Here is a 20,510-nt window from a genome sequence, read left to right as displayed (position 1 = left end):
GCGCTCAGCCGGCCATGTCGGGGCGCCAGCGGAGCACCTCGCGCTGGAACGCCTCGGGGTCGACCATCGACTTGTCGACCTGGACCGCACCGGCCTCGTCGGTGGCGAACTCGACGACCCACTCGTCGGTGGTCGGCTGACCCTTGATGGTGATGTCGGTGTGGGTGTCGTAGAGGTCGTAGGTGTGGGTCTGCTCGTCCTTGCGGACGTCGAGCACACCCTCCTCGGTGACCGTGACGGTGCTCTCGGTCATGAGCGAGCCGTCCTCGGGCCTGAAGGTGCGGACGGTGAGCTTCTTGGTGCCGACCTTCTCGCCCTTCTGGTCGGCGTCGGACGCGTCGTCGGCGGGCGCCGACACGACACTGTCGGCACCAGGGATCTTGGCTCCGGGGAACTTGCCGGACTCGGCGAGCTTTACCGCGGCCAGCCAGCCGCTGGAGCGCTGGGGGAGGGCGTCGCTCGGGGTGTCCGGCAGATCAGTCGGATCCGCGAACGGGTCCTTGGAGGATGCCTGGTTCTTGTCACCCTGCGTCTTTCCGGGCTGCCGCTCCGGCAGGGTCACGGGCGCGGTCGGGGGGCCGGCTTCGGGGCCGGCGGATGAGGAGACCGGCGCGGGAGCGGTCTCGGAGGGCTCGGCCGCCGGGGCAGCCTCGGCCGCTGGCGCAGGCTCGGCCGTCGGGGCCGGCTGGGCAGTCGGGAGGGGCTCGACGACGAGCGGCTCGTCCGGCGCGTCCGGGATGGGGAGCTTCGCCTCGGGCGGCGACGGCGTCGCGGCGAGGGTGAGCTCGAGAGCCTGCATCGCACGCTTGTTGGTGCTGCCGCCCTTGACCGCGAGCATGACGGCCTCGCGCAGGTCGGCGAGCTGCTTGGCGAGCTGGGCGCTGCGGCGCTCGGCGATCTGCCGGTCCACGATGGCCTTCTCGACCAGCTGGGTGTTGTGCAGGATCGAGGCTTCGACCGCCTGACGGTCGATCGCCTTCTGGCCGGCCACCTCCTCGGCCTCGACCCGAAGGCGTACGGCCTCGGCGGCCTGCTCCTGGACGTCGGCGAGACGGGTCATCATCTCCGTCATCCGGCGCTCGGCCTCTTCCCGCTCGCGGGCTTGACCGGTGACGACCTCGGTCATCGCCTCGTGGGCGGCGCGCAGCGCGGACTCCGCCGCACGGCGACCCTCGTTGGCCTCGGTCGCGGCACGCTCGGCGGCGCGGCGGCCCTCCATGGCCTGCACGGCCAGGTCGGCGTGCTCGGAGGCGCGCTGGTCGGCGGCCATCCGGGCCAGGTTGGCGGACTCGGCCGCCTGCTCGGCCTGCGAGGCGAGCTCGGTGAGCTGCCGGTAGCGCTCCTCGTTCTCGTTGGCCTCGTGAGCCGCGGCAGCGGCGAACTCGGCGTATTGCTTCGCGCTCTTCTCAGCCTCGAGGCGGGCGTCGTTGGCGGCGTCGGCGGCCTTGAAGGCACGCAGCGCGGCCTCCTCAGCCTCGGTGCGGGCAGCGAGCGCCTCGGCGGCCACGGCGTACTGGTCGGCGGCAGCGGCCTCTGCCGCAGCCCGGGTCATCGCGTGGTCCTCGGCGTTGGCGTCGGCGGACTTGCGCTCCTCGAAGGCCTCCTTCGCCGCCTCCTCGGCCTCGGCGCGGGCGGTCGCGGCCTCCTCGGCCGCGGCGTAGGCGGCCTCGGCCGCAGCCTCGGCTTCCTTGCGAGCCTGCTCGGCCAGCTCGGCCTGGGTCGCCATCGCGACCGCGGCCTCCTCGGCCACGATGCGGGCAGCCGCGGCCTTCTCGGCCTCGGTGGCGCGTTCGTTGGCGGCCTGCTCTGCGGCCTGGCGCGCGGTGAACGCGGCCAGTGCCTCGTCGGCCCGCCCGGCAGCGGCCGCGTCGGCCTCCTCGCGCATCCGCGCGAGCTCCTCGGAACGGGTGTCTGCCTCGGTGCGAGCGGTGTAGGCGGCCTCGGCCGCGGCCTCCGCCTCGCTCCGGGCCTGGTAGGCGGCACGGGACTCGTCGGCGGCCTTGCGGGCGGCTCTCTCGGCCGCCGCGAGCGCGTCGCGAAGCTCGTCCATCTCCTCGAGGCGGTCCTCGGCGGCTGCTTCGGCAACGCTGCGCGCGGCGTAGGCGGCCTGGGCCAGTTCGGCGTGCTCCGCGGCCTTCGTGTTGGCCTCGGCGGCAGCGGCGGCCGCTGCGGTCGCCTCCTCGGCCTTGATCCGCGCGGACTCCTCGGCCTCGGTGCGGGCGCGGGCCTGCTCCTCGGCGACACGGGACGCTTCGAGAAGGCGCCGTTCGGCCTCCTCCAGCTCCTTGCCCCTCGCCACCGCGGCCTCCTCGGCCTCGGCACGCTGCTTGGTGCGGGTGTTGGCGAGCTTCTCGGCCTCGACCCGGGCGAGGGCGTACTCCTCCGCGGCCCTCTCGGCGGCCTCACGCGCCTGGTGGGCGTCGGCCGCCAGCTCAGCGTGGAGCTTGGCGGTCTCGTCGGCCTTGGCTCGGGCGGTGGCGTGCTTGGCAGCGGACTCCTCGGCCACCAGCCGCTCCGCCGCCTGCTCGGCGGCCGCCTGCTCGGCGGAGATGCGGAGCGACTCGGCTGCGGCAGCGGCGCGGGCCAGCTCCGCAGCACGCGCCGTCAGGTCCTCGTCGTCACCCGGCTGGGCGGCCGAATCACGGCTCCACCACTTGCCACTGGGGGTCTGCGTGCTCACGAGGGTGAATGCTAACGGCGATCCAAGCGGTCTGTGGAGTCTCCGAGAGGATTAACATCCCCGCGACCTGGAACTACATTCATGTAATTCTCGAAGGTGCCGAACTCAGTAGACGATCGCCTGTACGCCGTCGCGCAGGATCTCCTCGGCGAAGACGAACGCGCCCTTGATGGAGACGCCGTCGATCAGGTCCTCCTCGGAGAGGTCACGGCGGGAGGCGCACTGGCTGCACACGGTCACCTCACCGCTCTCCATGACCAGCCCGATCAGCTCCTGCAGCGGCGCGGCGTTCTCGAGCTTGAACTCCTCCGCCCGCCCGGGCACGGCGAACCACGTCGCCTCACCGGTGAGCCACAGTGACACCTTCGCGCCGGCGGTCGCGGCCGCTGAGGCGACCGTGAAGGCCTGGTTCGTACGCTCGGGCGCCTCCGCGCCCACGGTCACCTTCACCACGAGTTCTTGCATGCCGTGCACATTAGCGCTTGCGTTTCGGGTCGTAGCCGATCTACGGCCTAAACTCGGCGTGTGGCTTTCGAACTTCCGGAGAACCTTCACCCCGACGCCGGTCCCTGCGCGTGGATGCTCGGCACCTGGCAGGGCAACGGACACGGTGACTATCCGACGATCGACAAGTTCGAGTTCGGGCAGGAGCTGATCTTCACCCACGACGGGCGGCCGTTCTTCCACTACTTCGCGCGCTCGTGGATCATCGACCCGGAGACCGGGGAGAAGGTTCGCGACGCGGCGCTGGAGACCGGCTTCGTCCGATTCCGCCCCCAGGGCGAGGTCGAGTGGGTGATGACCCACAACACCGGCATCATCGAGGTCTGGTACGGCAAGGCCGAGGGTGGCAAGCTCGAACTCACCACCGACGCGGTCGGTCGCACCGAGACCGCGAAGGAATACACCGCGGGCAAGCGTCTCTACGGCAACGTCGAGGGCGACCTGCTCTACGCCTTCGACATGGCTGCGACGGGCCAGGCCCTGCAGCCGCACCTGTGGGCGCGGCTCAAGCGGGCCTAGAGATAGGCCCAGGAAGTAGTCACGATGACCGAGGCCGCTGAGGACTGGCGTGAGGCCCTTCGTGCGAAGGGCTATCGCCTCACGCCCCAGCGCGAGCTGGTCCTCGGCGCCGTCGAGCAGCTTCGGCACGCCACCCCCGAGGAGGTGCTCGCGGTCGTGCGCGAGTCGTCCTCGGCGATCAACCTCTCCACCGTCTACCGCAACCTCGAGGTCCTCGAGGAGCTCGGGCTGGTGAGGCACGCCCATCTGGGCGAGCGGGCATCGACCTACCACTCGGTCTCCGGCCGCCCGCATTTTCATGCGGTTTGCAGGAAGTGTCAGAAGGTCACCAGTGTTGACCCATCAGTGGCCGACGGAATCTGCGAGCGGCTGCGTGAGGAGTACGCCTTCGAGGCAGATGTCGCTCATCTGACCGTCTTCGGAGCGTGTGTCGACTGTTCTTCTGAGGAGCCATGATGACAACCCCCAGCCCGCTGCTTTCCCTGCCCGGTGCCGTTGCCGGCGATGGTGCCGACGCACCCGTCGCCGCCCACTACGGCTCGTTCAACGTGGAGCAGCGGACCTTGGCCTCCGGCGAGGGGTTTGTCGATCTCTCCCACCGTGACGTGGTCCGGATAGCCGGGCCCGACCGGCTGACCTGGCTGCACTCGCTGACCTCGCAGGCGTTCGAGGGGCTGGCTCCCGGCGTCTGGACCTCGGCCCTGGTCCTGTCGCCGCAGGGCCACGTCGAGCACTTCTTCTCCGGTGTCGACGACGGCACCTCGTTCTTGGCGTGGACCGAGCCGGGCCGTGGTGATGCCCTGGCGGCGTACCTGGAGCGGATGAAGTTCTGGTCCGACGTCACCGTGACGCCGGAGCCGTCGCAGGTGGTGGTCTGGCGGGTCTCGACAAGCTCGACCACCGGGACAAGCTCGACCACCGGGACAAGCTCGACCACCGGGACAAGCTCGACCACCGGGACAAGCTCGACCACCGGAAAGTACTCGTTCGTCCCGCGCGAGTCCCTGGAGACGTACGCCGCTGCCGCGGGTCCCGCCTGCGGATTCTGGGCCTTCGAGGCCCTCCGGATCGAGCGCGGTGAGCCTCGGTTCGGGGTGGACACCGACACCCGCACGATCCCCAACGAGGTCGGCTGGGTGCCGGGTTCGGAAGAGACCGCCGGCTCGGAGTACGCCGTCCATCTCGACAAGGGCTGCTACCGCGGCCAGGAGACCGTCGCCCGCGTCCACACGCTCGGCCGGCCGCCGCGGCGCCTGGTGCTGCTCCACCTCGACGGCTCCGAGAACCGACTGCCCGCCGCCGGATCGGAGCTGGTCCTCGGTGAGAAGACGGTCGGCTTCGTGGGGTCATCGGCTCGTCACCACGAGCTCGGCCCGATCGCGTTGGGGCTGGTCAAGCGAAACGTAGCTGTCGACGCGCAGCTCGTCGTGGACGGGATGCCGGTCGCGCAGGAGATCCTGGTCGACCCCGAGATCGGCCTTCACATCCGCCCGCTGCGGCAGGGCTGACACCCGGCAGCGGGGTGAGGTCTGTGGGCGACGAACGAATGTTCGTTCGCCCGGCTCGGTCGCCTCGTCGGCACTTGTGAAGGGTTCGGGGAAACCCAGATGGGCGTAGGCGGATCTGGGAGGCTCCGGTCATGTCTGAGACTGGATTTGGCGTCGCTGTGGATCCCGGTGCAACAGCGAGTCCTTCCGGAGATCCCTGGTGGCTTGTTCGCCGTCTGGGTCGCTCGTTCGGAGCAATTGCTGAACTACCTGCCCGGGCTGGGGACGGCGCTGCTGATCACCGGGGTTCTCAGCGTGATGGCGTTGATGCTGGTCCTTGGCGCGGCCGGGCTGAGCGCTCAAGAACGAGTGAGCCCTGCGGCCACTGCGTCGAGGGCGAGCGTCGTCAGGAAGTCCCCGGGGATGCCGGGGTAGCCGTGGCTGAGCTTGCGCCACTCGGCCGGGATGGCGGAAGCGCCCCAACGTGCGCCGAGGAGGCCGCCGGCGATGGCGGCGACGGTGTCGGTGTCGTTGCCGATCCGGATGGCGGTGTTCAGCGCCTCGACGTAGTGGCTGCCCGGGTCGGCCTCGGGCACCGATGTCTGGGCGATCGAGGACCATGCGGCCTGCAGCGCGGTGACCACCCAGCCGTTGGGGTTGAAGGTCGCCGGCGGCACGGTCTCGGCCTCGTCGAGCTTCTCGGCCCAGAAGTCGGCCTCGGCGGGGGGAGAGGAGGGAGAGGCCGGAGCGTACGTCGAGCTCGCCGTGCATCACCGCGTGCTCGATCGCCAGCGACCAGAGGGCGCAACCAGACTGGGCGTGCTCGTCCCAGTGGGTCAGTGCGCTCACCGCCGCGGCGGCCTCGGTGACCGCCGGACGATCACCGAGATAGCGCAGCGCGACCGGCGCGGTACGCATCAGGGAGCCGTTGCCGCCCGTGTGGCGGGTCATCTCGTGCAGCTTCTCCGAGACGAAGCGCAGCCGCTCGGCGGTGGGGGATTCGCCGGCGGTGTTGAGCACCCTGGCCGTCTGGTTGCCGATGTCCTTGGGCTCCGACTCCGACCACGTCCGGAAGTTGCGGCCGACCGCGGTCAGACCCTCCTCGGTACGCAGGTCCGAGCCGCTCGCGGCGGCGTCGAGGATGCACCACGCCATGGTCGTGTCGTCGGTCCACTCGCCCGGCGCGAAGGGGCCGAGCCCGCCGCCGAGCATCTGCGCCTTCTCGTCCGCACCGAGCGGGGGCCGGTCGAACTCGTAGTGAGCCCCGAGCGCATCCGCGACCGCGGTCCCGATGATGGCCCCGACGGCCCGGTCGCTCTGAGACTCTGTGAGATGGGATTGGGTCAGCTTCACGCGATCAGAGACTATCGGCGGGTGTACTGCACGTGTGTGTCCGCCGCGGCGCGGGTGAAGCCGAGCCCCTCGTAGAGACGAACGGCCGGAGTGTTGTCGCCCTCGACGTAGAGATGGATCTCGCTGGCGCCGGCGGCAGCGAGATGGTTCAAGCCGAGAAGCGTCACCAGCTTGCCGAGGCCCCGGCCCTGGGCGGCGGGATCGACACCGACGACATAGACCTCGCCGTCGGTCTCGCTGTGGCGCTTGGTCCAGTGGAACGCGAGCAATCGTCCCCCGGTGGTCGAGCTTGTCGAGACCTCCCACGCGGTGATCAGCCCGGTGGCGTCGAACCACGGCTCGGCCATCCGCTCGCTGAGATCCGCGGCGGTCATACCGCCCTGTTCGGGGTGGTGTGCGAAGGCAGCGGAGTTGACCCGGAGCAGCTCGGCCTCGTCCCCGGGCTCGAAGCCGCGTACGACTACCCCCTCCGGCAGCGAGGGAGCGGGCGGCAGACCGGCGACCGGGCGTCTCATCACCCACAGCTCGCGGGTGCGCTCCCAGCCCTGCTTCGCGGCCAGAGCGGCCGCAGCCGGGTTGTCGCCGTGCGACCAAGCCGTCGTCCCGGCTGGGAGCGAAGGTGCGCGGAGCTGCAGCTGGCGCCCCAGGCCGACCCCGCGATGCTGGGTGAGCACGACGAGCGACAGCTCTCCGGCGGTCGAGCCTGTCGAGACCAGCAGCCCGAACCCGCGTACGTCACCCCAGATCGTGACGTCCTCCGGACGGTTGCGCAGCGTCAGGAGCGTGGCCTCGTCGAGCGGCGCCACCCCGTCGTACGCCTCGGTCGCCTTCGCGATGGCCAGGACCTGCTCGACGGTGAGTGCCATAGGAGAAGCCTAGGCGTCAGCACCCAGCCCGCGAGAGGGGGCCAGCCGAGCGCTGTCGGCGCTGGCCTCGTTCTTCTTCGAGGGCAGCACGAAGCGGTAGCCCACGTTGCGGACGGTGCCGATGAGGGTCTCGTTCTCGGGGCCGAGCTTGGCGCGCAGGCGACGTACGTGGACGTCGACGGTGCGGGTGCCGCCGAAGTAGTCGTAGCCCCACACCTCCTGCAGCAGCTGCTGGCGGGAGAAGACCCGGCCCGGGTGCTGGGCGAGGAACTTCAGGAGCTCGAACTCCTTGAAGGTCAGGTCGAGCGGGCGGCCACCGATCTTGGCGGTGTAGGTGGCTTCGTCGACGACGACCTCGCCGGAGCGGATGACGTGGGCCTCGGGGTCGGAGGCGTCGCGGGCCGCCGAGCTGCGGCCGATCGCGAGCTTGATCCGCGCCTCGAGCTCGGCCGGGCCGCAGGTGTGCAGCACGACGTCGTCCATGCCCCAGTCGTGGGAGACGACCGCGAGGCCGCCCTCGGTGGCGATCAGCAGAACGGGGATGTCGGTGCCGGTCGTGCGGATCAGCCGACACAGGTCGCGGGCCTGGGCGAGCTCCTGCCGTCCGTCCACCAGCAGCAGGTCGGAGTCGGGAGCCTCGAGAAGCGCGCTACCTTCAGCAGGGAGGATCTTCACCTGATGGCCGAGGAGTGCGAGCCCGGGAAGGACGTCTGTCGAAGGCTGGAGCGAACTGGTCAGCAACAGAAGCGAGCTCATCGGGGGTGCCTCTCAGTCAGAGAAAGAGCACCGAAACGCAACATTGAGCCTCGGTGAGGTGATCGTTAGACCATATTAACGAAACCTTGAGGTGACATAGGAAGGTTGTCCACGAGAAAGTGACGAACGTTATAGAGGTCCGCTACTGGGCGGCAGCCAAGTCAGCGGCCGGGACTCCGTCCGACCAGATCGAGGTCGACGGCCCGTTGTCGCTGGCAGAAGTCGTACGCCGCGCCGCGGCGCTGCACGCCGACACCCGTCTTCCCGAGGTGCTGAAGGTCTGCTCGGCACTCATCGGTGACCGGCCGGTCGGGTCCCAGGATCCGGACGCGGTCGAGGTCGAACCGGGGGAGACCGTCGAGTTCCTCCCGCCCTTCGCTGGGGGATCGGAATGAGCTCGGTGGAAATAATCCGCGCCGGGCCGGGGTTGTGCCCCTCGTGAGCACCGGAGCCTGGATCGCCGTCATCGCGGTTGCCGTCGCCCTCGCCTTCGGCCTGTTCCGAATGCTCAGTGACGGCCGATTTCGAGGCACGAAGGAGCTCCATGTGACTCACGAGGATCACGCACCCGAGCCGCACGCGTGGGACGCGGTCACCGATGCGCTGGGCGAGGCCGAGCTCGGTGCGCGCGCGACCCTCGTGCAGTTCTCCAGCGCCTTCTGCGCGCCCTGCCGGGCGACACGGCGGATCCTGAGCGAGGTGGCCGAGGTCGTGCCGGGGGTGGTGCACCTCGAGATCGACGCCGAGCATCACCTCGCTCTGGTGCACCGCCTCGACATCCTGCGGACGCCGACGACTCTGGTGATCGACGGCGGCGGATACGAGATCGCACGGGCCTCGGGGGCTCCGCGCAAGGAGCAGGTCCTGAGCGCGATCCCGACCGTCGATCTCGAATCCTGATACGACTGTCCGTATGTCAAGACATTCGTTTCCTGCTGGTTCGACAGCGCGTTACTGTCTTCCCATGTTCTCGACCATGCTGACCAAGCGCCGCGCAGTGGATCACTGCCGCGTCCGCTCGGCGCTGTGTCGTTCCTGCCGCTGAATCCCTGAGATTTGTCGACCGAGTCGACCCGGGGATCGCTCTCGCCTGTCAGGCTCGTTCTGACGACCCCCTTCTCTCTCGCAGGAGCACACCCATGTCCGAGACCTCAAGCCAGACGGCGACGCAGACCGGAATCGACCCGCGTGGCCCGCAGTTCGCTGCGGCGCTGACCGTCGTCGTACTCATCCTGGCTCTGCTGCTGCCGCAGCCCTGGGCGCTCGTGGTGACCGTCATCCAGACGGTGCTCTTCGCGATCGGGACGGGGCTCGGCGTTCAGCGGACCCCGCACGCTTGGTTGTTCAAGAAGTTCGTACGCCCCCGCCTCGGTGCGCCGGAGGAGCTCGAGGACCCGGCACCGCCCCGGTTCGCCCAGGGTGTCGGCCTCGCCTTCGTGGCCGTCGCGCTCGTGGCGTACGTCCTCGGCGCCACGCTCGTGGCGCAGATCGCCCTCGGTCTCGCGCTTGTCGCGGCCGTGCTCAACGCCGTCTTCCGGTTCTGCCTCGGCTGCGAGATCTACCTGCTGATCAGGCGGCTGGGTTCAATCCCTTCGGCCTGATCCCCTGAACGCAAGAAACAAACGAAAGGTACCTAGATGACCCGCGAGAACTCCCTCGTCTCCGCCCAGTGGGTGGAGGAGCACCTCGACGACCCGAAGGTCGTGCTGATCGAGGTCGACGAAGACACGACCGCCTACGACAAGGGCCACATCAAGGGCGCGATCAAGCTCGACTGGACCACCGACCTGCAGGACCAGGTCCGCCGTGACTTCGTCAACAAGGACCAGTTCTCCGCTCTGCTCTCCGAGCGTGGCGTCGCCAACGACGACACCGTGGTGCTCTACGGCGGCAACAACAACTGGTTCGCCGCGTACGCCTTCTGGTACTTCAAGCTCTACGGCCACACCGACGTCAAGCTCCTCGACGGCGGCCGCAAGAAGTGGGAGCTGGACTCCCGCGAGCTGACCGACGAGACCGTGACCCGCGAGGCGACCAGCTACACCGCCAAGGACCAGGACCTCTCGATCCGCGCCTTCCGTGACGAGACCGTCGAGGCCATCGGCGTCAAGAACCTGGTCGACGTGCGCTCGCCCGACGAGTTCGCGGGCCGCCTCCTGGCCCCCGCCCACCTCCCGCAGGAGCAGGCCCAGCGCGCCGGTCACATCCCGACCGCGGCCAACGTCCCGTGGTCCAAGGCGGCCAACGACGACGGCACCTTCCGCTCCGACGAGGAGCTCAAGGAGATCTACTCCGAGGCCGGCGTCGACTGGGGCAAGGACACCATCGCCTACTGCCGCATCGGCGAGCGCTCCTCGCACACCTGGTTCGTGCTCAAGGAGCTCCTCGGCCAGGAGAACGTGAAGAACTACGACGGCTCGTGGACCGAGTACGGCTCCCTCGTCGGCGTTCCGGTCGTGACCGGCGACGAGCCGGGTGTCGCCTGATGTGCGGCGCGACTGAGGGCGGACTCTCGCTCGCCGGCGTAGATGTCGCCAAGGAAGCAGTCATCCAGGGGCAGGTGACCCGAGGCGGCGAGCCGGTTCACGGTGCGTACGTCCGGCTGCTCGACCGCACCGGTGAGTTCACCGCCGAGGTGCCGACCTCGGCCACCGGCCACTTCCGGTTCTTCGCCGGCGACGGCGAGTGGACCCTGCGTACGCTCGCGCCGAAGGCGGAGCCCGTGGACAAGAAGGTGCATGCCGCGGTCGGAAACGTCGCCGAGGTGACGATCCCGATCGACTGACGAACCCTGACGTGGGAGCCCCGGTGTCACTGGTTGACGCCGGGGCTTCCACGTCCTTTTTGCCATCTTCGGGTGGAGATATTGCGGCGAAAGCGTTGAATGGCGCTAGATTGTCCAGGTGACTGGACTGCTTGTGACCGTGGCGCCGACCGGGGCGGAAACCGCGAAGGAAGACTGCCCGCAGCTGCCGACGACCCTCGAGGAGCTGGTGGCGACGGCCGTCGAGTGCGAGGAGGCCGGGGCGCGGATGATCCACGTCCACATCCGCGACGACGACCATGCGCCGACGCTCGACCTCGGGCGGCTCACCGACACGGTCGACGCGCTGCACGAGAAGACCGACCTGATCGTGCAGCTCTCGACCGGTGGCTCGGTCCACGACCCGCTGGACAAGCGCCTGAAGGTGCTCGACGCGGGGCCGGACTCGTGCTCGCTCACGATGGGCACCACCAACTTCGGCGACGACGTCTTCTCCAACCCGTGGCCGTTCATCACCGAGCTCTACCAGCTCACCCAGGACCGCGGCGTGGTGCCGGAGTTCGAACTCTTCGACCTCGGGCACGTCGCCGCGCTGCAGCGGCTGCTGGGGAAGTACGGGCTGCCCGCGGGCGGCAAGGTCCACGTCGACTTCGTCATGGGAGTGCCCGGTGGCATGCCCGGCACCTCGGCGGCGCTGGTCGCCGCCGTCGCCGCGCTGCCGGCGGAGGTGACCTCGTGGTCGGCGACCGGCATCGGCCGCTCGACGCTCCCGGTCATGCTCACCTCGCTGGCCATGGGCGGCCACCTGCGGGTCGGGATGGAGGACGTACTCACTCTCGCCAAGGGCGTTCCTGTCGACGCCAACCGGCAGCTCGTCGAGCGCGCCGTCGAGGCCGCTGCGGTCGCTCAGCGCGCTCCCCTGAGCACCGACGATGCCTGGGCCCTCCTCGGCCTCAAGCGGTAACCAACCCGCCGAGTCGGCTGCTAGGAGCGGGGCAGTTGAGCCGACTCGGCGGTGAGGTAGCGGTCGACCGTCGGGGCTACCCAGGCGACGATCTCGTCGGGGTCCATCTCGACGATGGGCGGAAGCTGGAGTACGTAGCGGCCCAGCGCGATGCCGAGGAGCTGGGTGGCCACGAGGGCTGCCCGGCGTCCCGCCTCGGACGGTTCGGGGCACAGAGGAGCGACCGCGGCGGCTACCTGGGTGGCGAAGATGCTCCGCATCTGCTCCGTGGCCTGAGGGTCGGAGGCGGCTCTGCGTAGCAGGGCCATCAAGGTGCCCTCGGAGTCCCAGGTGCGTACGAAGTGGGCGGTCAGCACGCGGCCCACTTCGCCGTCCGGGATCGTGGTGAGGTCGGGTAGGGCCAGGTCGATCGAGGCGGCGACCTTGAAGAGCTCCTCCTTGTTGCCGAAGTAGCGCATCACCATCGAGGGATCGATCTGTGCCTCCGAGGCGATCGCCCGGATGGTGGTGCGGTCGTAGCCCTGCCGCGCGAAATGCTCGCGCGCGACCGCGAGGATGCGATCGCGGGTCTCGGCGCCGGATCGGCGCGTATCGGTCATGCCAACAAGTGTAGGCCAACAGTCGTTGACGTCAATGACAGTGCGACGCTACGTTGGTCAACACCTGTTGGCCAACGCGTGTTGACCAACTACCTCAGAGCAAGGAGCGCACCATGACCACCATCACCACCGAGGTCCTCGTCGTCGGTGCCGGCCCCACCGGACTGGCTGTGGCGGCCAGGCTGGCCGCCTCCGGCATCGATGTCACCGTCATCGACAACCAGGCATCCGGTGACAACACCTCCCGGGCGGCGGTCGTCCACGCTCGCACGCTGGAGGTCCTCGCCGACCTCGGCGTATCCGAGCGTCTGGTCGCAGAGGGCATCGAGGCGCCACGCTTCACCATCCGCGACCGCGACAAGATCCTCGTGCCGATCCGCTTCGACGATCTGCCGAGCGATTTCCCCTACGCCCTCATGGTCTCCCAGGCGGTCACCGAGCGCATCCTGCTGGAGCGCCTCATCGAGCTCGGCGGTCACGTACGCCGGCCGCTCGCCCTCGTCGACCTCGTCCAGGACGACACCGGCGCCACCGCCACCACCGAGGACGGCACCGAGATCCGGGCGCGCTACGTCGTCGGCGCCGACGGCATGCACTCCACCGTGCGCGACCAGACCGGGATCGGCTTCCCGGGAGGTAAGTACGCCGAGTCGTTCAGCCTCGCCGACGTACGCATCGAGGGTGACCTGCCGCACGACGAGGTCATCCTCTACTTCTCGCCGGAGGGCACCCTGGTCTCCGCACCGCTGCCCGGCGGCTCGTTCCGGTTCGTCGCCCCGGTGACAGAGGCGCCGGCCGAGCCCGATGTCGACTACGTCCAGGGTCTCCTCGACCGCCGCGGCGGCACCAAGAGTCAGGTCAAGGTGACCGAGGTCGTGTGGGGATCCCGGTTCCGGGTCCACCACCGTGTCGCCGGCGCCTACCGTGCCGGACGGGTGCTGATCGCAGGCGACGCCGCCCACGTGCACAGCCCGGCCGGTGGCCAGGGCATGAACACCGGCCTCCAGGACGCGGTCGTTCTCGGTGACGCACTCGTCGCGACCATCGCCCGCGGCGAAGAGGCCGCGCTCGACGACTACGCCGCCCGGCGCCGCCCGGTCGCTCAGGAGGTCATCGAGCTCTCCGACCGCCTGACCCGGTTCGGCATCGCACAGGGAACTCGGCGGAGCGTACGGAATCTGGTGCTGTCCGCGCTCGCGAGGCTCCCGCGCTTTCGCCGGATGCTCGCCTGGCGCCTGTCGGGGCTGGTCTATCGCGACCGCTGATCGTGAGAAGTGGTCGATATCGGTGGGCCCGAACCGCTGGACCGAGCCCACAATGACCACTTCTTCGTGGTCGAACAGCGGTTAGAGCGACAGATACCCGGCCTCGCGCAGCGCCTCGATGACGTCGTTCAGCGCGTCCTCGATGGATCGGCCGGTGGTGTCGACACGTACGTCGGCGTCGGCCGGCTCCTCGTAGGGCGAGGAGATCCCGGTGAACTCGGGGATCTCGCCGGCCCGGGCCTTGGCGTAGAGGCCCTTGCGGTCGCGCCGCTCGCACTCCTCCAGCGGCGTGGCCACGTGCACGAGGAAGAAGGCGCCGCCGGCGTCCTCGACATAGCGGCGTACGTCCTGGCGGGTCGAGTCGAAGGGTGCGATGGGGGAGCAGACGGCCAGGCCGCCGTGACGGGAGATCTCGGCGGCCACCCAGCCGATCCGGCGGATGTTGGTCTCCCGATCCTCCTTGGAGAAGGTCAGGCCGGCCGACAGGTTGCGGCGTACGACGTCGCCGTCCAGCGAGGTGACGGTCCGGGCGCCCTGCTCGAGGATCCGGTCCATCAGCGCGCGGGCGAGGGTGGACTTGCCGGAGCCGGACAGGCCGGTGAAGAAGATGACCAGCCCCTGGTCCTCGGGCGCCGGCTGGTCGGAGGCGATGACCGCGGCGATCGCCTCGGTGTAGTCGGCCGCCTCGGACGAGGTGCCCGAGGCGAGCGCGTGGATCGGGTCACCCCCGGCGTACGCCTCCACGACCGCAACACCGAGGGCGTGGTCGGCCTCGGGATCGTCGTGCGAAGCAAGCGGGACCGCGACGACGGCCGCGTCGGGCAGGTCCTCCGCGGCCAGCAACGAGGCGCGCAGCAGGCCGACGGGGGACAGCGACGGCGTGCCGTGCCCGACCAGAGCGAGCAGTAGCACCGGCCCGATGGCCGCAACCTCCGCGATCTCGGCGGTGGTGAGGGCGTCGGTGACCGGCACGACCGTCCGCCCGGCGTACGTCTCACGGGTCCGTGACGGGGTGAGGTAGAGCCGACGGAACGGGCCGTAGGCGGGAGAGGAGAGGCCGGTGACCTCGCCGGCGGGCCAGGTGACCCTCGCGATCGGCAGTCCCTCGGGGTCGACGATCTCGACGGTGCCGGCCTCGGTCGCGGAGGCCTCCACCGCGGACGGGAGGACGAGGCTCAGCGCCGAGCCGGGCGCGTTGAGCGGCCCGGGCAGGGCTCCGGAGACGACGAGCTCGACGTCGTCGAGCTCACGGGGCGTTGGGGCGTACTGCGGAACTGGCACGGGCCAACTTTCCCATGCGGCGGATCGGGACCGTGCCACGGGCGGGGTCAGGGGCGGTGCTGCAGCTGCGCGAAGCCGGCGATCAGCGCATCCACGGCGAACTCGAGCCGGTAGGTCAGCGGGCGCCCGATGCTGGCCTGTGCGGCGGCGGCGAGGTGGGGGTAGTCCTCGGCCGAGATGGCTCCCAGCCGATCGGTGGGATCGCCGCGTACGAACGTCGCCTCGTCGGTGCCGGTGGAGAGGGCGGCATGGACGAAGGCCAGCCGGCCGACGGCGTAGACCATGTCCAGGGCGCGCTCGGGCGCGAACCCGGCGGCAGAGATCGACCCGACCAGAGACTCGACGACCTGCAGGTTGCCGGAGGTGACCGCCGGGCGGGTCAGGACCAGGGGCACCAGCTGCGGGTGCGCGGTCAGGCTGGCGTGGAAGGCGAGGCCGTATCCGCGCAGTGCGGCCTGCCAGTCGTCGCCGGGCGGCTGCGCGGCGGTCGCCTCGGTGACGAGCTCGCCGACGACCGCGTCCAGTAGGGCGTCCTTGCTGGGGAAGTGATGGTAGAGCGCCATCGCCTCGACGCCGAGCTCGGTGCCCAGGCGACGCATCGACAGCGCGCCGAGTCCCTCGCGGTCGGCGAGCCGGATGGCCGACCGCAAGATGGCGTGCGCGCTCAGGCCGGCGTGCTGCCCACGCCCTCGGGTCGGGCGAGCCGTCATCTCGTGGTCCTCCGGTTTCCTTGGGTCCGCTTGCTTTACGGCGTACATTATCCTCTATCTTACACCGCAAAACATGAAGGGCACTGATCATGGAAACCACACAGCTCGAGTCCGCGCTCGAGGACCTGCATCGCGCGGGCATGCCCGGCGCCTTCGCCGAAGTACGCGACGGCGACGAGGTCTGGCGGCATGCCGTTGGCGTCGCCGACCTGACCTCCCGCCGACCGGTGAACGCCGATCTGCGTCACCGGGTCGGGAGCATCACGAAGAGCTTCACGTCCGTGGCGGTGCTGCAGTACGCCGAACGCGGAGCGATCGAGCTCGATCGGCCGATCGGCGACTACCTCCCTGGACTGGTCTCCGGTGACCGTGGCCAGGAGATCACCGTGCGGATGCTGATCAATCACACCAGCGGCCTGCGTGAGTACCTCCCGTACGCCTACCCGTCGCTCGCCGCCTTCCCCGACGTCGCGCGCACCACGCCGGACAGCCTGGAGGACAACCGGCGCCGGACGTTCGACCCGCACGAGCTGATCAAGCTCGGCGTCGAGGCGCCACCCACCGGGAGGCCGGGCAGCACGCCGGGCGTCTACTCCAACACCAACTACCTGCTGCTCGGCCAGCTCCTCGAGGAGGTCGGCGGGCTAGCGGCCGAGCAGCTGATCACCCGCGACGTGATCGTCCCGGCCGGTCTGGAGCACACCCGCTTCCCCAGCGGGCTGTCGGTGTCGGGGCCGCACTCGCGGCTCTATGAGTCCTGGTTCGGCATGTTCGAGCCGCCACGGGACTTCAGCGTCTTCGACATGTCCTGGGTGGGCGTCTCGGCCTCGCTCGTCTCCACCGTCGCCGACCTCAACCGGTTCTTCGCGCGCCTGCTGGCCGGCGAGGTGATCGGCCTCCTGATGCTGGCGGAGATGCAGCGTACGGTGCCGGTGATCGCCTTCGACGGGACGCTGATCGACTACGGCCTGGGCCTCCACCGCCGGGAGGTCCCCGGCGTCGGCACCTTCTGGGGACACGACGGCTCGGTGTGGGGCGGTGGTGCGTTGTCGCTGACCAGCGCCGACGGGCGCCGGCAGGTCTCGCTCGCGGTCAACCGGCAGCGGTGGAACACGCTCGGCGCGGACGGCCGGCCGCAGCCGCACCCGATCGACCACGCCCTCGAGGCGTTCGTCCAGCTCGCGCTGTCTCCCTGAGAGACGCCGAAGGCGGCGGTCCCGTCAGGGAGCCGCCGCCTTCGTGCGTACGTGCCGGATCAGTCGTTGATCATGCCCGCGCCGACGGTGACGCCGGTCCCCTCGTCGATGAGGATGAAGGAGCCGGTGGTGCGGTTCTTCGAGTAGGGGTCGCACAGCAGCGGCTTGGTGGTGCGCAGCTGGACGCGGCCGATCTCGTTGAGGCCGAGCTCCTTGGTCTCCAGGTCACGGTGGAGCGAGTTGACGTCCAGGCGGTACTGGATGTCCTTGATCAGCGCTCGTCCCGAGTTGGAGGTGTGCTTGATGGCCAGCTTCTGCCGCGGACGCAGCGGAGCGTTGGTCATCCAGCAGATCATCGCGTCGATGTCCTGGCTGGGCTCGGGAGCGTTCTTGACCCGCGAGATCATGTCGCCGCGGCTCACGTCGACGTCGTCCTCGAGGCGTACGGTCACCGACATCGGCGGGAACGCCTCGGAGATCTCCTTGTCGAACAGGTCGATCCCGGCGATCTTGCTGGTCATGCCGGACGGAAGCACCATGACCTCGTCACCCGGCTTGAGCACGCCACCGGCGACCTGACCCGCGTAGCCGCGGTAGTCGTGGTGGTCGTCGGACTTCGGCCGGATGACGTACTGCACCGGAAGGCGCACGTCGACCAGGTCGCGGTCGGAGGCGACGTGGACGTGCTCGAGGTGGTGGATCAGCGTCGGGCCGGAGTACCAGTCCATGCTGGTGGACCGGGTCACCACGTTGTCGCCCTGGAGCGCCGAGATCGGGATGACCTCGAGGTCCGGGATGTTGAGCTTGGTCGCGAACGCGGTGAACTCGGCCGAGATCTTGTTGTAGACCTCCTGGGAGTAGTCCACGAGGTCCATCTTGTTGATGCACAGGACCAGGTGCGGCACGCGCAGCAGCGAGAGCAGGACGGCGTGACGACGCGACTGCTCGGTGAGGCCGTGACGGGCGTCGACGAGCACCAGGCCGAGGTCGGCGGTGGAGGCACCGGTGACCATGTTGCGCGTGTACTGCACGTGGCCGGGGGTGTCGGCGATGATGAACTTGCGGTTGGGCGTCGCGAAGTAGCGGTAGGCCACGTCGATGGTGATGCCCTGCTCCCGCTCGGAGCGCAGCCCGTCGGTCAGCAGCGAGAGGTCCACGTAGCCGTGGCCCTTGTCCAGTGAGGTCTTCTCGACCGACTCGAGCTGGTCGGTGAAGATCGACTTCGAGTCGAACAGCAGCCGCCCGATGAGCGTGGACTTGCCGTCGTCGACGGAGCCGGCGGTCGCGAACCGCAGCAGATCCATGGCCATCAGAAGTAGCCTTCCTTCTTGCGGTCCTCCATGGCTGCCTCGGAGAACCTGTCGTCACCGCGGGTCGCGCCACGCTCGGTGACCCGGGCGGCGGCGACCTCCTCGATGATCTCGGGGATGGTGGAAGCCGTCGACTCGACGCAACCGGTCAGCGTCATGTCGCCGCAGGTGCGGTAACGGACGGTGCGCTCGGTGACGACCTCGCCCTCGCGCAGCGGGTTGAGCGGAGTCTCGGTGAGCAGCATGCCGTCGCGCTCGAAGACGCGGCGCTGGTGCGCGAAGTAGACCTGGGGGATCTCGATGCCCTCGCGGCCGATGTAGTCCCAGATGTCCAGCTCGGTCCAGTTGGAGATCGGGAAGACGCGCATGTGCTCGCCCTCGTGGAGGCGGCCGTTGTAGAGAGACCAGAGCTCGGGGCGCTGCATCTTGGGGTCCCACTGGCCGAACTCGTCGCGGTGGGAGTAGACGCGCTCCTTGGCGCGCGCCTTCTCCTCGTCGCGGCGACCGCCACCGAAGGCGGCGGTGAAGCCGTTCTCCTCGATCGCGTTGAGCAGGGTCGGAGTCTGGAGGCGGTTGCGCGAGGTCTTGCCGTCGTCGACGACGATGCCGCGCTCGATGGCGTCATCGATGCTCGCGATCACCAGGCGTACGCCCAGGCGGCTGACCCAGCGGTCACGGGTCTCGGCGACCTCGGGGAAGTCGAGACCGTTGTCGATCTGGAGGACGGGGAACGGGATCTTGGCAGGGAAGAAAGCCTTCTCCGCAAGTCGCAGCATCACGATGCTGTCCTTGCCGCCCGAGAACATCAGGACAGGCTTCTCGAACTCGGCCGCGGCCTCGCGGAAGATGTGGATCGACTCGGCTTCCAGCTGGTCGAGCTGGCTGAGCCGGTAGTCGGCGTGTGTTGCAGTCATTACGGAACCAGAGGACCTCTCCGTCAGGTTGAGGCGCCCATGCTAGTGGCGGCTTCCACGGCACGGCGAAATGTCCCATCCCCGCGTGGGCGGGATTGCGAGTGTACGCAGCCCCTCGGCCCTCATCGGCAGCGCCATTCGCAAGGTGAGATACGACAGGCGAGTCGGCTAGCGTCGCGGCGCGACAACGGCCCGGTCCCCGGCCAGCAGGAAGGCGATCCGGCCGAGGTCACCGGCCGGCGGAAGCCTCAGCCCGAGGCGCAGGAACAGGTCGCGTACGCCGCCGGGGTCGACCTCCTCGCCCGGCCGACGTCCGAGCGCCTGTCGGATCGTCTCGGCATGGATGCGCTGGCCGCCGAGCCGGTCCCAGCGCTCCGAGACGAGGGCGGTCTGCGCGCCGAAGTTGATCAGCTCGGTGCGGGTGGCGGGGATCGCATCTGAGCGGGACCGGTCGAGGTCCGCGATCACCGCGGAGGCGTCTTCGGGGGTCGTCGGTCGCAGGATGTGCGTCGACGGATGCTCGTACGTCGGCCAGAGCCACTGCCCCGAAGCCCGTCGCAGCGCGAACTTGCCGTGGTGACCGCCGAGGGAGAACCGTGGCCGCGCTCGCTGGTCGAGCCAGGAGGTGGGCTGGTTGCGCAGCGCCGCGAGCCGGGTCGCGATGTCGGCCAGCGGCGCCTCGACGGGCTGCGGTGCTCGGCGCCAGGGCAGGTCGGGATCGGCGGTGAGTGAGACCGCGCCGGGGAGATCGTCGCCGTAGGAGGCGAGCAGCGTCATCGGCTCGGTGTCGGGGAGGCCTCGCTCGCGCGCCCATCGGCGGCGTACGTCCTCGCGGGCCGGGAGCAGGTTGTCGAGCCACGCGCGTGCCGCTCCCGGGGTCGCGGCCGGGCCGGTGCGCGGGAGGGAGAGCGAGATCGGCGTCGGGCCGGCGGTCTCGGCGTAGACGAAGTCGATCCAGTCACCGACCTGACGGAAGGTGCCCAGCCGGCGGCGGCCGGCAAAGGCGTACAGCTCCCTCATCACGGTCCGGTCAGACAGCGGCTCAGGACGGCGTCGAGATCGACGTCCTCGAGCGGTGGGGCGATCGCGGTGAGCTGGGCGGGGGCGAGGTAGACGTCCAGGGCCGCCAGGAGAGCGAGGGCCTTTCCGAGCTCGGCGCGCGGATGGCCGGCCTCGACGTCGACCACGAACCGCCGGCCGACCCCGGCGCGGTGCGCCAGGTCGCTCTGGGTGAGGCCGGCGCGGCGCCGGGCCGAGTGCACGGCCGACCCGAAGGCAGCCGGTGAGGTCAGGTATGGCGACGGCACGATGAACACTCTATTGGATGTTCCCGTACAGGAAC

Annotated in this window: 23 protein-coding genes and 1 pseudogene; 11 read left to right on the top strand and 13 right to left on the bottom strand. The window is 69.6% G+C overall.

Translation table 11 applies throughout. From position 1 onward, the window contains the following. Nucleotides 1-4: 4 nt before the first annotated feature. Nucleotides 5-2,680 (bottom strand): hypothetical protein, encoded by a 2,676-nt coding sequence (locus ABZZ22_RS10355; RefSeq protein ID WP_354930273.1) that lies wholly within the window; start codon nt 2,678-2,680, stop codon nt 5-7. A 105-nt stretch (nt 2,681-2,785) separates the two neighbouring features. Continuing rightward, nucleotides 2,786-3,145 carry a DsrE family protein gene (locus ABZZ22_RS10350; RefSeq protein WP_354930270.1) on the bottom strand — a complete coding sequence of 120 codons (360 nt, stop codon included), beginning with the start codon at nt 3,143-3,145 and terminating at the stop codon, nt 2,786-2,788. Nucleotides 3,146-3,205: 60 nt separating this feature from the next. Here ABZZ22_RS10350 and ABZZ22_RS10345 point away from each other — a divergent pair, with 60 nt between their 5' ends. Genes ABZZ22_RS10345 through ABZZ22_RS10335 form a run of 3 tightly spaced genes read left to right on the top strand, consistent with a single transcriptional unit; the run spans nt 3,206 to nt 5,211 of the window. Further along, nucleotides 3,206-3,703, top strand: a complete 498-nt coding sequence (locus tag ABZZ22_RS10345) for an FABP family protein (RefSeq protein ID WP_354930267.1) — start codon at nt 3,206-3,208, stop codon at nt 3,701-3,703. A gap of 24 nt (nt 3,704-3,727) precedes the next feature. Then, complete coding sequence (locus ABZZ22_RS10340) at nt 3,728-4,159, top strand: Fur family transcriptional regulator (protein ID WP_183550471.1); 432 nt, start codon at nt 3,728-3,730, stop codon at nt 4,157-4,159. After that, nucleotides 4,159-5,211 carry a folate-binding protein gene (locus ABZZ22_RS10335; RefSeq protein WP_354930263.1) on the top strand — a complete coding sequence of 351 codons (1,053 nt, stop codon included), beginning with the start codon at nt 4,159-4,161 and terminating at the stop codon, nt 5,209-5,211. Before ABZZ22_RS10340 ends, ABZZ22_RS10335 begins: the two co-directional genes overlap by 1 nt. A 338-nt stretch (nt 5,212-5,549) precedes the next feature. Here ABZZ22_RS10335 and ABZZ22_RS10330 read toward each other — a convergent pair whose 3' ends face one another. The 4 genes and pseudogenes from ABZZ22_RS10330 to ABZZ22_RS10315 form a co-directional block, all read right to left on the bottom strand. Continuing rightward, nucleotides 5,550-5,867, bottom strand: a complete 318-nt coding sequence (locus tag ABZZ22_RS10330; protein WP_354930261.1) for an ADP-ribosylglycohydrolase family protein — start codon at nt 5,865-5,867, stop codon at nt 5,550-5,552. A gap of 127 nt (nt 5,868-5,994) precedes the next feature. Beyond that, nucleotides 5,995-6,543: pseudogene (locus ABZZ22_RS10325) on the bottom strand (ADP-ribosylglycohydrolase family protein); the annotation flags it as partial. An 11-nt stretch (nt 6,544-6,554) separates the two neighbouring features. Continuing rightward, entirely contained in the window at nt 6,555-7,409 is an 855-nt protein-coding gene (gene mshD / locus ABZZ22_RS10320) for a mycothiol synthase (RefSeq protein WP_354930258.1), read from the bottom strand. Between the two features lie 9 nt (nt 7,410-7,418). Beyond that, on the bottom strand, nt 7,419-8,165 hold the full coding sequence (locus ABZZ22_RS10315) for a response regulator transcription factor (RefSeq protein WP_354930255.1): 747 nt from the start codon (nt 8,163-8,165) through the stop codon (nt 7,419-7,421). A 119-nt stretch (nt 8,166-8,284) separates the two neighbouring features. On the opposite strand from ABZZ22_RS10315, the gene ABZZ22_RS10310 reads away from it, so the two are divergent. The 6 genes from ABZZ22_RS10310 (at nt 8,285) to ABZZ22_RS10285 (ending at nt 11,893) form a co-directional block, all read left to right on the top strand. Further along, complete coding sequence (locus ABZZ22_RS10310; protein ID WP_354930252.1) at nt 8,285-8,560, top strand: MoaD/ThiS family protein; 276 nt, start codon at nt 8,285-8,287, stop codon at nt 8,558-8,560. A gap of 43 nt (nt 8,561-8,603) precedes the next feature. Further along, on the top strand, nt 8,604-9,065 hold the full coding sequence (locus tag ABZZ22_RS10305; RefSeq protein WP_354930249.1) for a thioredoxin family protein: 462 nt from the start codon (nt 8,604-8,606) through the stop codon (nt 9,063-9,065). A 239-nt stretch (nt 9,066-9,304) separates the two neighbouring features. Continuing rightward, nucleotides 9,305-9,766: a DUF4395 domain-containing protein gene (locus ABZZ22_RS10300; RefSeq protein ID WP_354930246.1), complete on the top strand. Its 462-nt coding sequence runs from the start codon at nt 9,305-9,307 to the stop codon at nt 9,764-9,766. Between the two features lie 36 nt (nt 9,767-9,802). Beyond that, nucleotides 9,803-10,651 (top strand): sulfurtransferase, encoded by an 849-nt coding sequence (locus ABZZ22_RS10295; protein WP_354930243.1) that lies wholly within the window; start codon nt 9,803-9,805, stop codon nt 10,649-10,651. After that, complete coding sequence (locus ABZZ22_RS10290; protein WP_354930240.1) at nt 10,651-10,950, top strand: DUF1416 domain-containing protein; 300 nt, start codon at nt 10,651-10,653, stop codon at nt 10,948-10,950. Before ABZZ22_RS10295 ends, ABZZ22_RS10290 begins: the two co-directional genes overlap by 1 nt. Before the next feature lie 118 nt (nt 10,951-11,068). After that, nucleotides 11,069-11,893, top strand: coding sequence for a 3-keto-5-aminohexanoate cleavage protein (locus ABZZ22_RS10285; RefSeq protein ID WP_354930237.1), 825 nt, complete (start codon nt 11,069-11,071; stop codon nt 11,891-11,893). A gap of 20 nt (nt 11,894-11,913) precedes the next feature. Here ABZZ22_RS10285 and ABZZ22_RS10280 read toward each other — a convergent pair whose 3' ends face one another. Then, nucleotides 11,914-12,492: a TetR family transcriptional regulator gene (locus tag ABZZ22_RS10280; protein WP_354930234.1), complete on the bottom strand. Its 579-nt coding sequence runs from the start codon at nt 12,490-12,492 to the stop codon at nt 11,914-11,916. 113 nt (nt 12,493-12,605) lie between these two features. Between ABZZ22_RS10280 and ABZZ22_RS10275 the strand changes: the two genes are divergently transcribed. Beyond that, entirely contained in the window at nt 12,606-13,757 is a 1,152-nt protein-coding gene (locus ABZZ22_RS10275; protein WP_354930231.1) for an FAD-dependent oxidoreductase, read from the top strand. An 81-nt stretch (nt 13,758-13,838) separates the two neighbouring features. On the opposite strand, the gene cysC is transcribed toward ABZZ22_RS10275, so the two are convergent. Both cysC and ABZZ22_RS10265 read right to left on the bottom strand, forming a co-directional pair. Further along, a complete protein-coding gene (gene cysC, locus ABZZ22_RS10270; protein WP_354930228.1) occupies nt 13,839-15,038 on the bottom strand; it encodes an adenylyl-sulfate kinase in 1,200 nt (399 codons plus the stop codon). 47 nt (nt 15,039-15,085) lie between these two features. Next, nucleotides 15,086-15,748 carry a TetR family transcriptional regulator gene (locus ABZZ22_RS10265; RefSeq protein ID WP_354930225.1) on the bottom strand — a complete coding sequence of 221 codons (663 nt, stop codon included), beginning with the start codon at nt 15,746-15,748 and terminating at the stop codon, nt 15,086-15,088. Between the two features lie 89 nt (nt 15,749-15,837). On the opposite strand from ABZZ22_RS10265, the gene ABZZ22_RS10260 reads away from it, so the two are divergent. Further along, nucleotides 15,838-16,944: a serine hydrolase domain-containing protein gene (locus tag ABZZ22_RS10260; RefSeq protein WP_354930222.1), complete on the top strand. Its 1,107-nt coding sequence runs from the start codon at nt 15,838-15,840 to the stop codon at nt 16,942-16,944. A 59-nt stretch (nt 16,945-17,003) separates the two neighbouring features. Here the strand turns inward: ABZZ22_RS10260 and ABZZ22_RS10255 are convergent, their stop codons facing one another. The 4 genes from ABZZ22_RS10255 to ABZZ22_RS10240 form a co-directional block, all read right to left on the bottom strand. Continuing rightward, complete coding sequence (locus tag ABZZ22_RS10255) at nt 17,004-18,254, bottom strand: GTP-binding protein (protein ID WP_354930219.1); 1,251 nt, start codon at nt 18,252-18,254, stop codon at nt 17,004-17,006. Next, the gene (gene cysD / locus ABZZ22_RS10250) at nt 18,254-19,168 is read right to left on the bottom strand and encodes a sulfate adenylyltransferase subunit CysD (RefSeq protein ID WP_278472664.1); all 915 of its coding nucleotides are present in this window, start codon (nt 19,166-19,168) and stop codon (nt 18,254-18,256) included. The genes ABZZ22_RS10255 and cysD overlap by 1 nt, the downstream gene beginning before the upstream one ends. A gap of 168 nt (nt 19,169-19,336) precedes the next feature. Continuing rightward, nucleotides 19,337-20,188 carry a HipA N-terminal domain-containing protein gene (locus ABZZ22_RS10245; RefSeq protein ID WP_354930215.1) on the bottom strand — a complete coding sequence of 284 codons (852 nt, stop codon included), beginning with the start codon at nt 20,186-20,188 and terminating at the stop codon, nt 19,337-19,339. Beyond that, nucleotides 20,188-20,475, bottom strand: coding sequence for a helix-turn-helix domain-containing protein (locus ABZZ22_RS10240; RefSeq protein WP_354930212.1), 288 nt, complete (start codon nt 20,473-20,475; stop codon nt 20,188-20,190). Before ABZZ22_RS10240 ends, ABZZ22_RS10245 begins: the two co-directional genes overlap by 1 nt. Between the last annotated feature and the right edge of the window lie 35 nt (nt 20,476-20,510).

Origin of the sequence: Nocardioides sp. NPDC006273, assembly GCF_040613495.1 — a bacterium.
GTDB lineage: Bacteria > Actinomycetota > Actinomycetes > Propionibacteriales > Nocardioidaceae > Nocardioides.
Note: the sequence above shows the minus strand (reverse complement) of the source record. Positions and strands in the feature narration are given on the sequence as shown.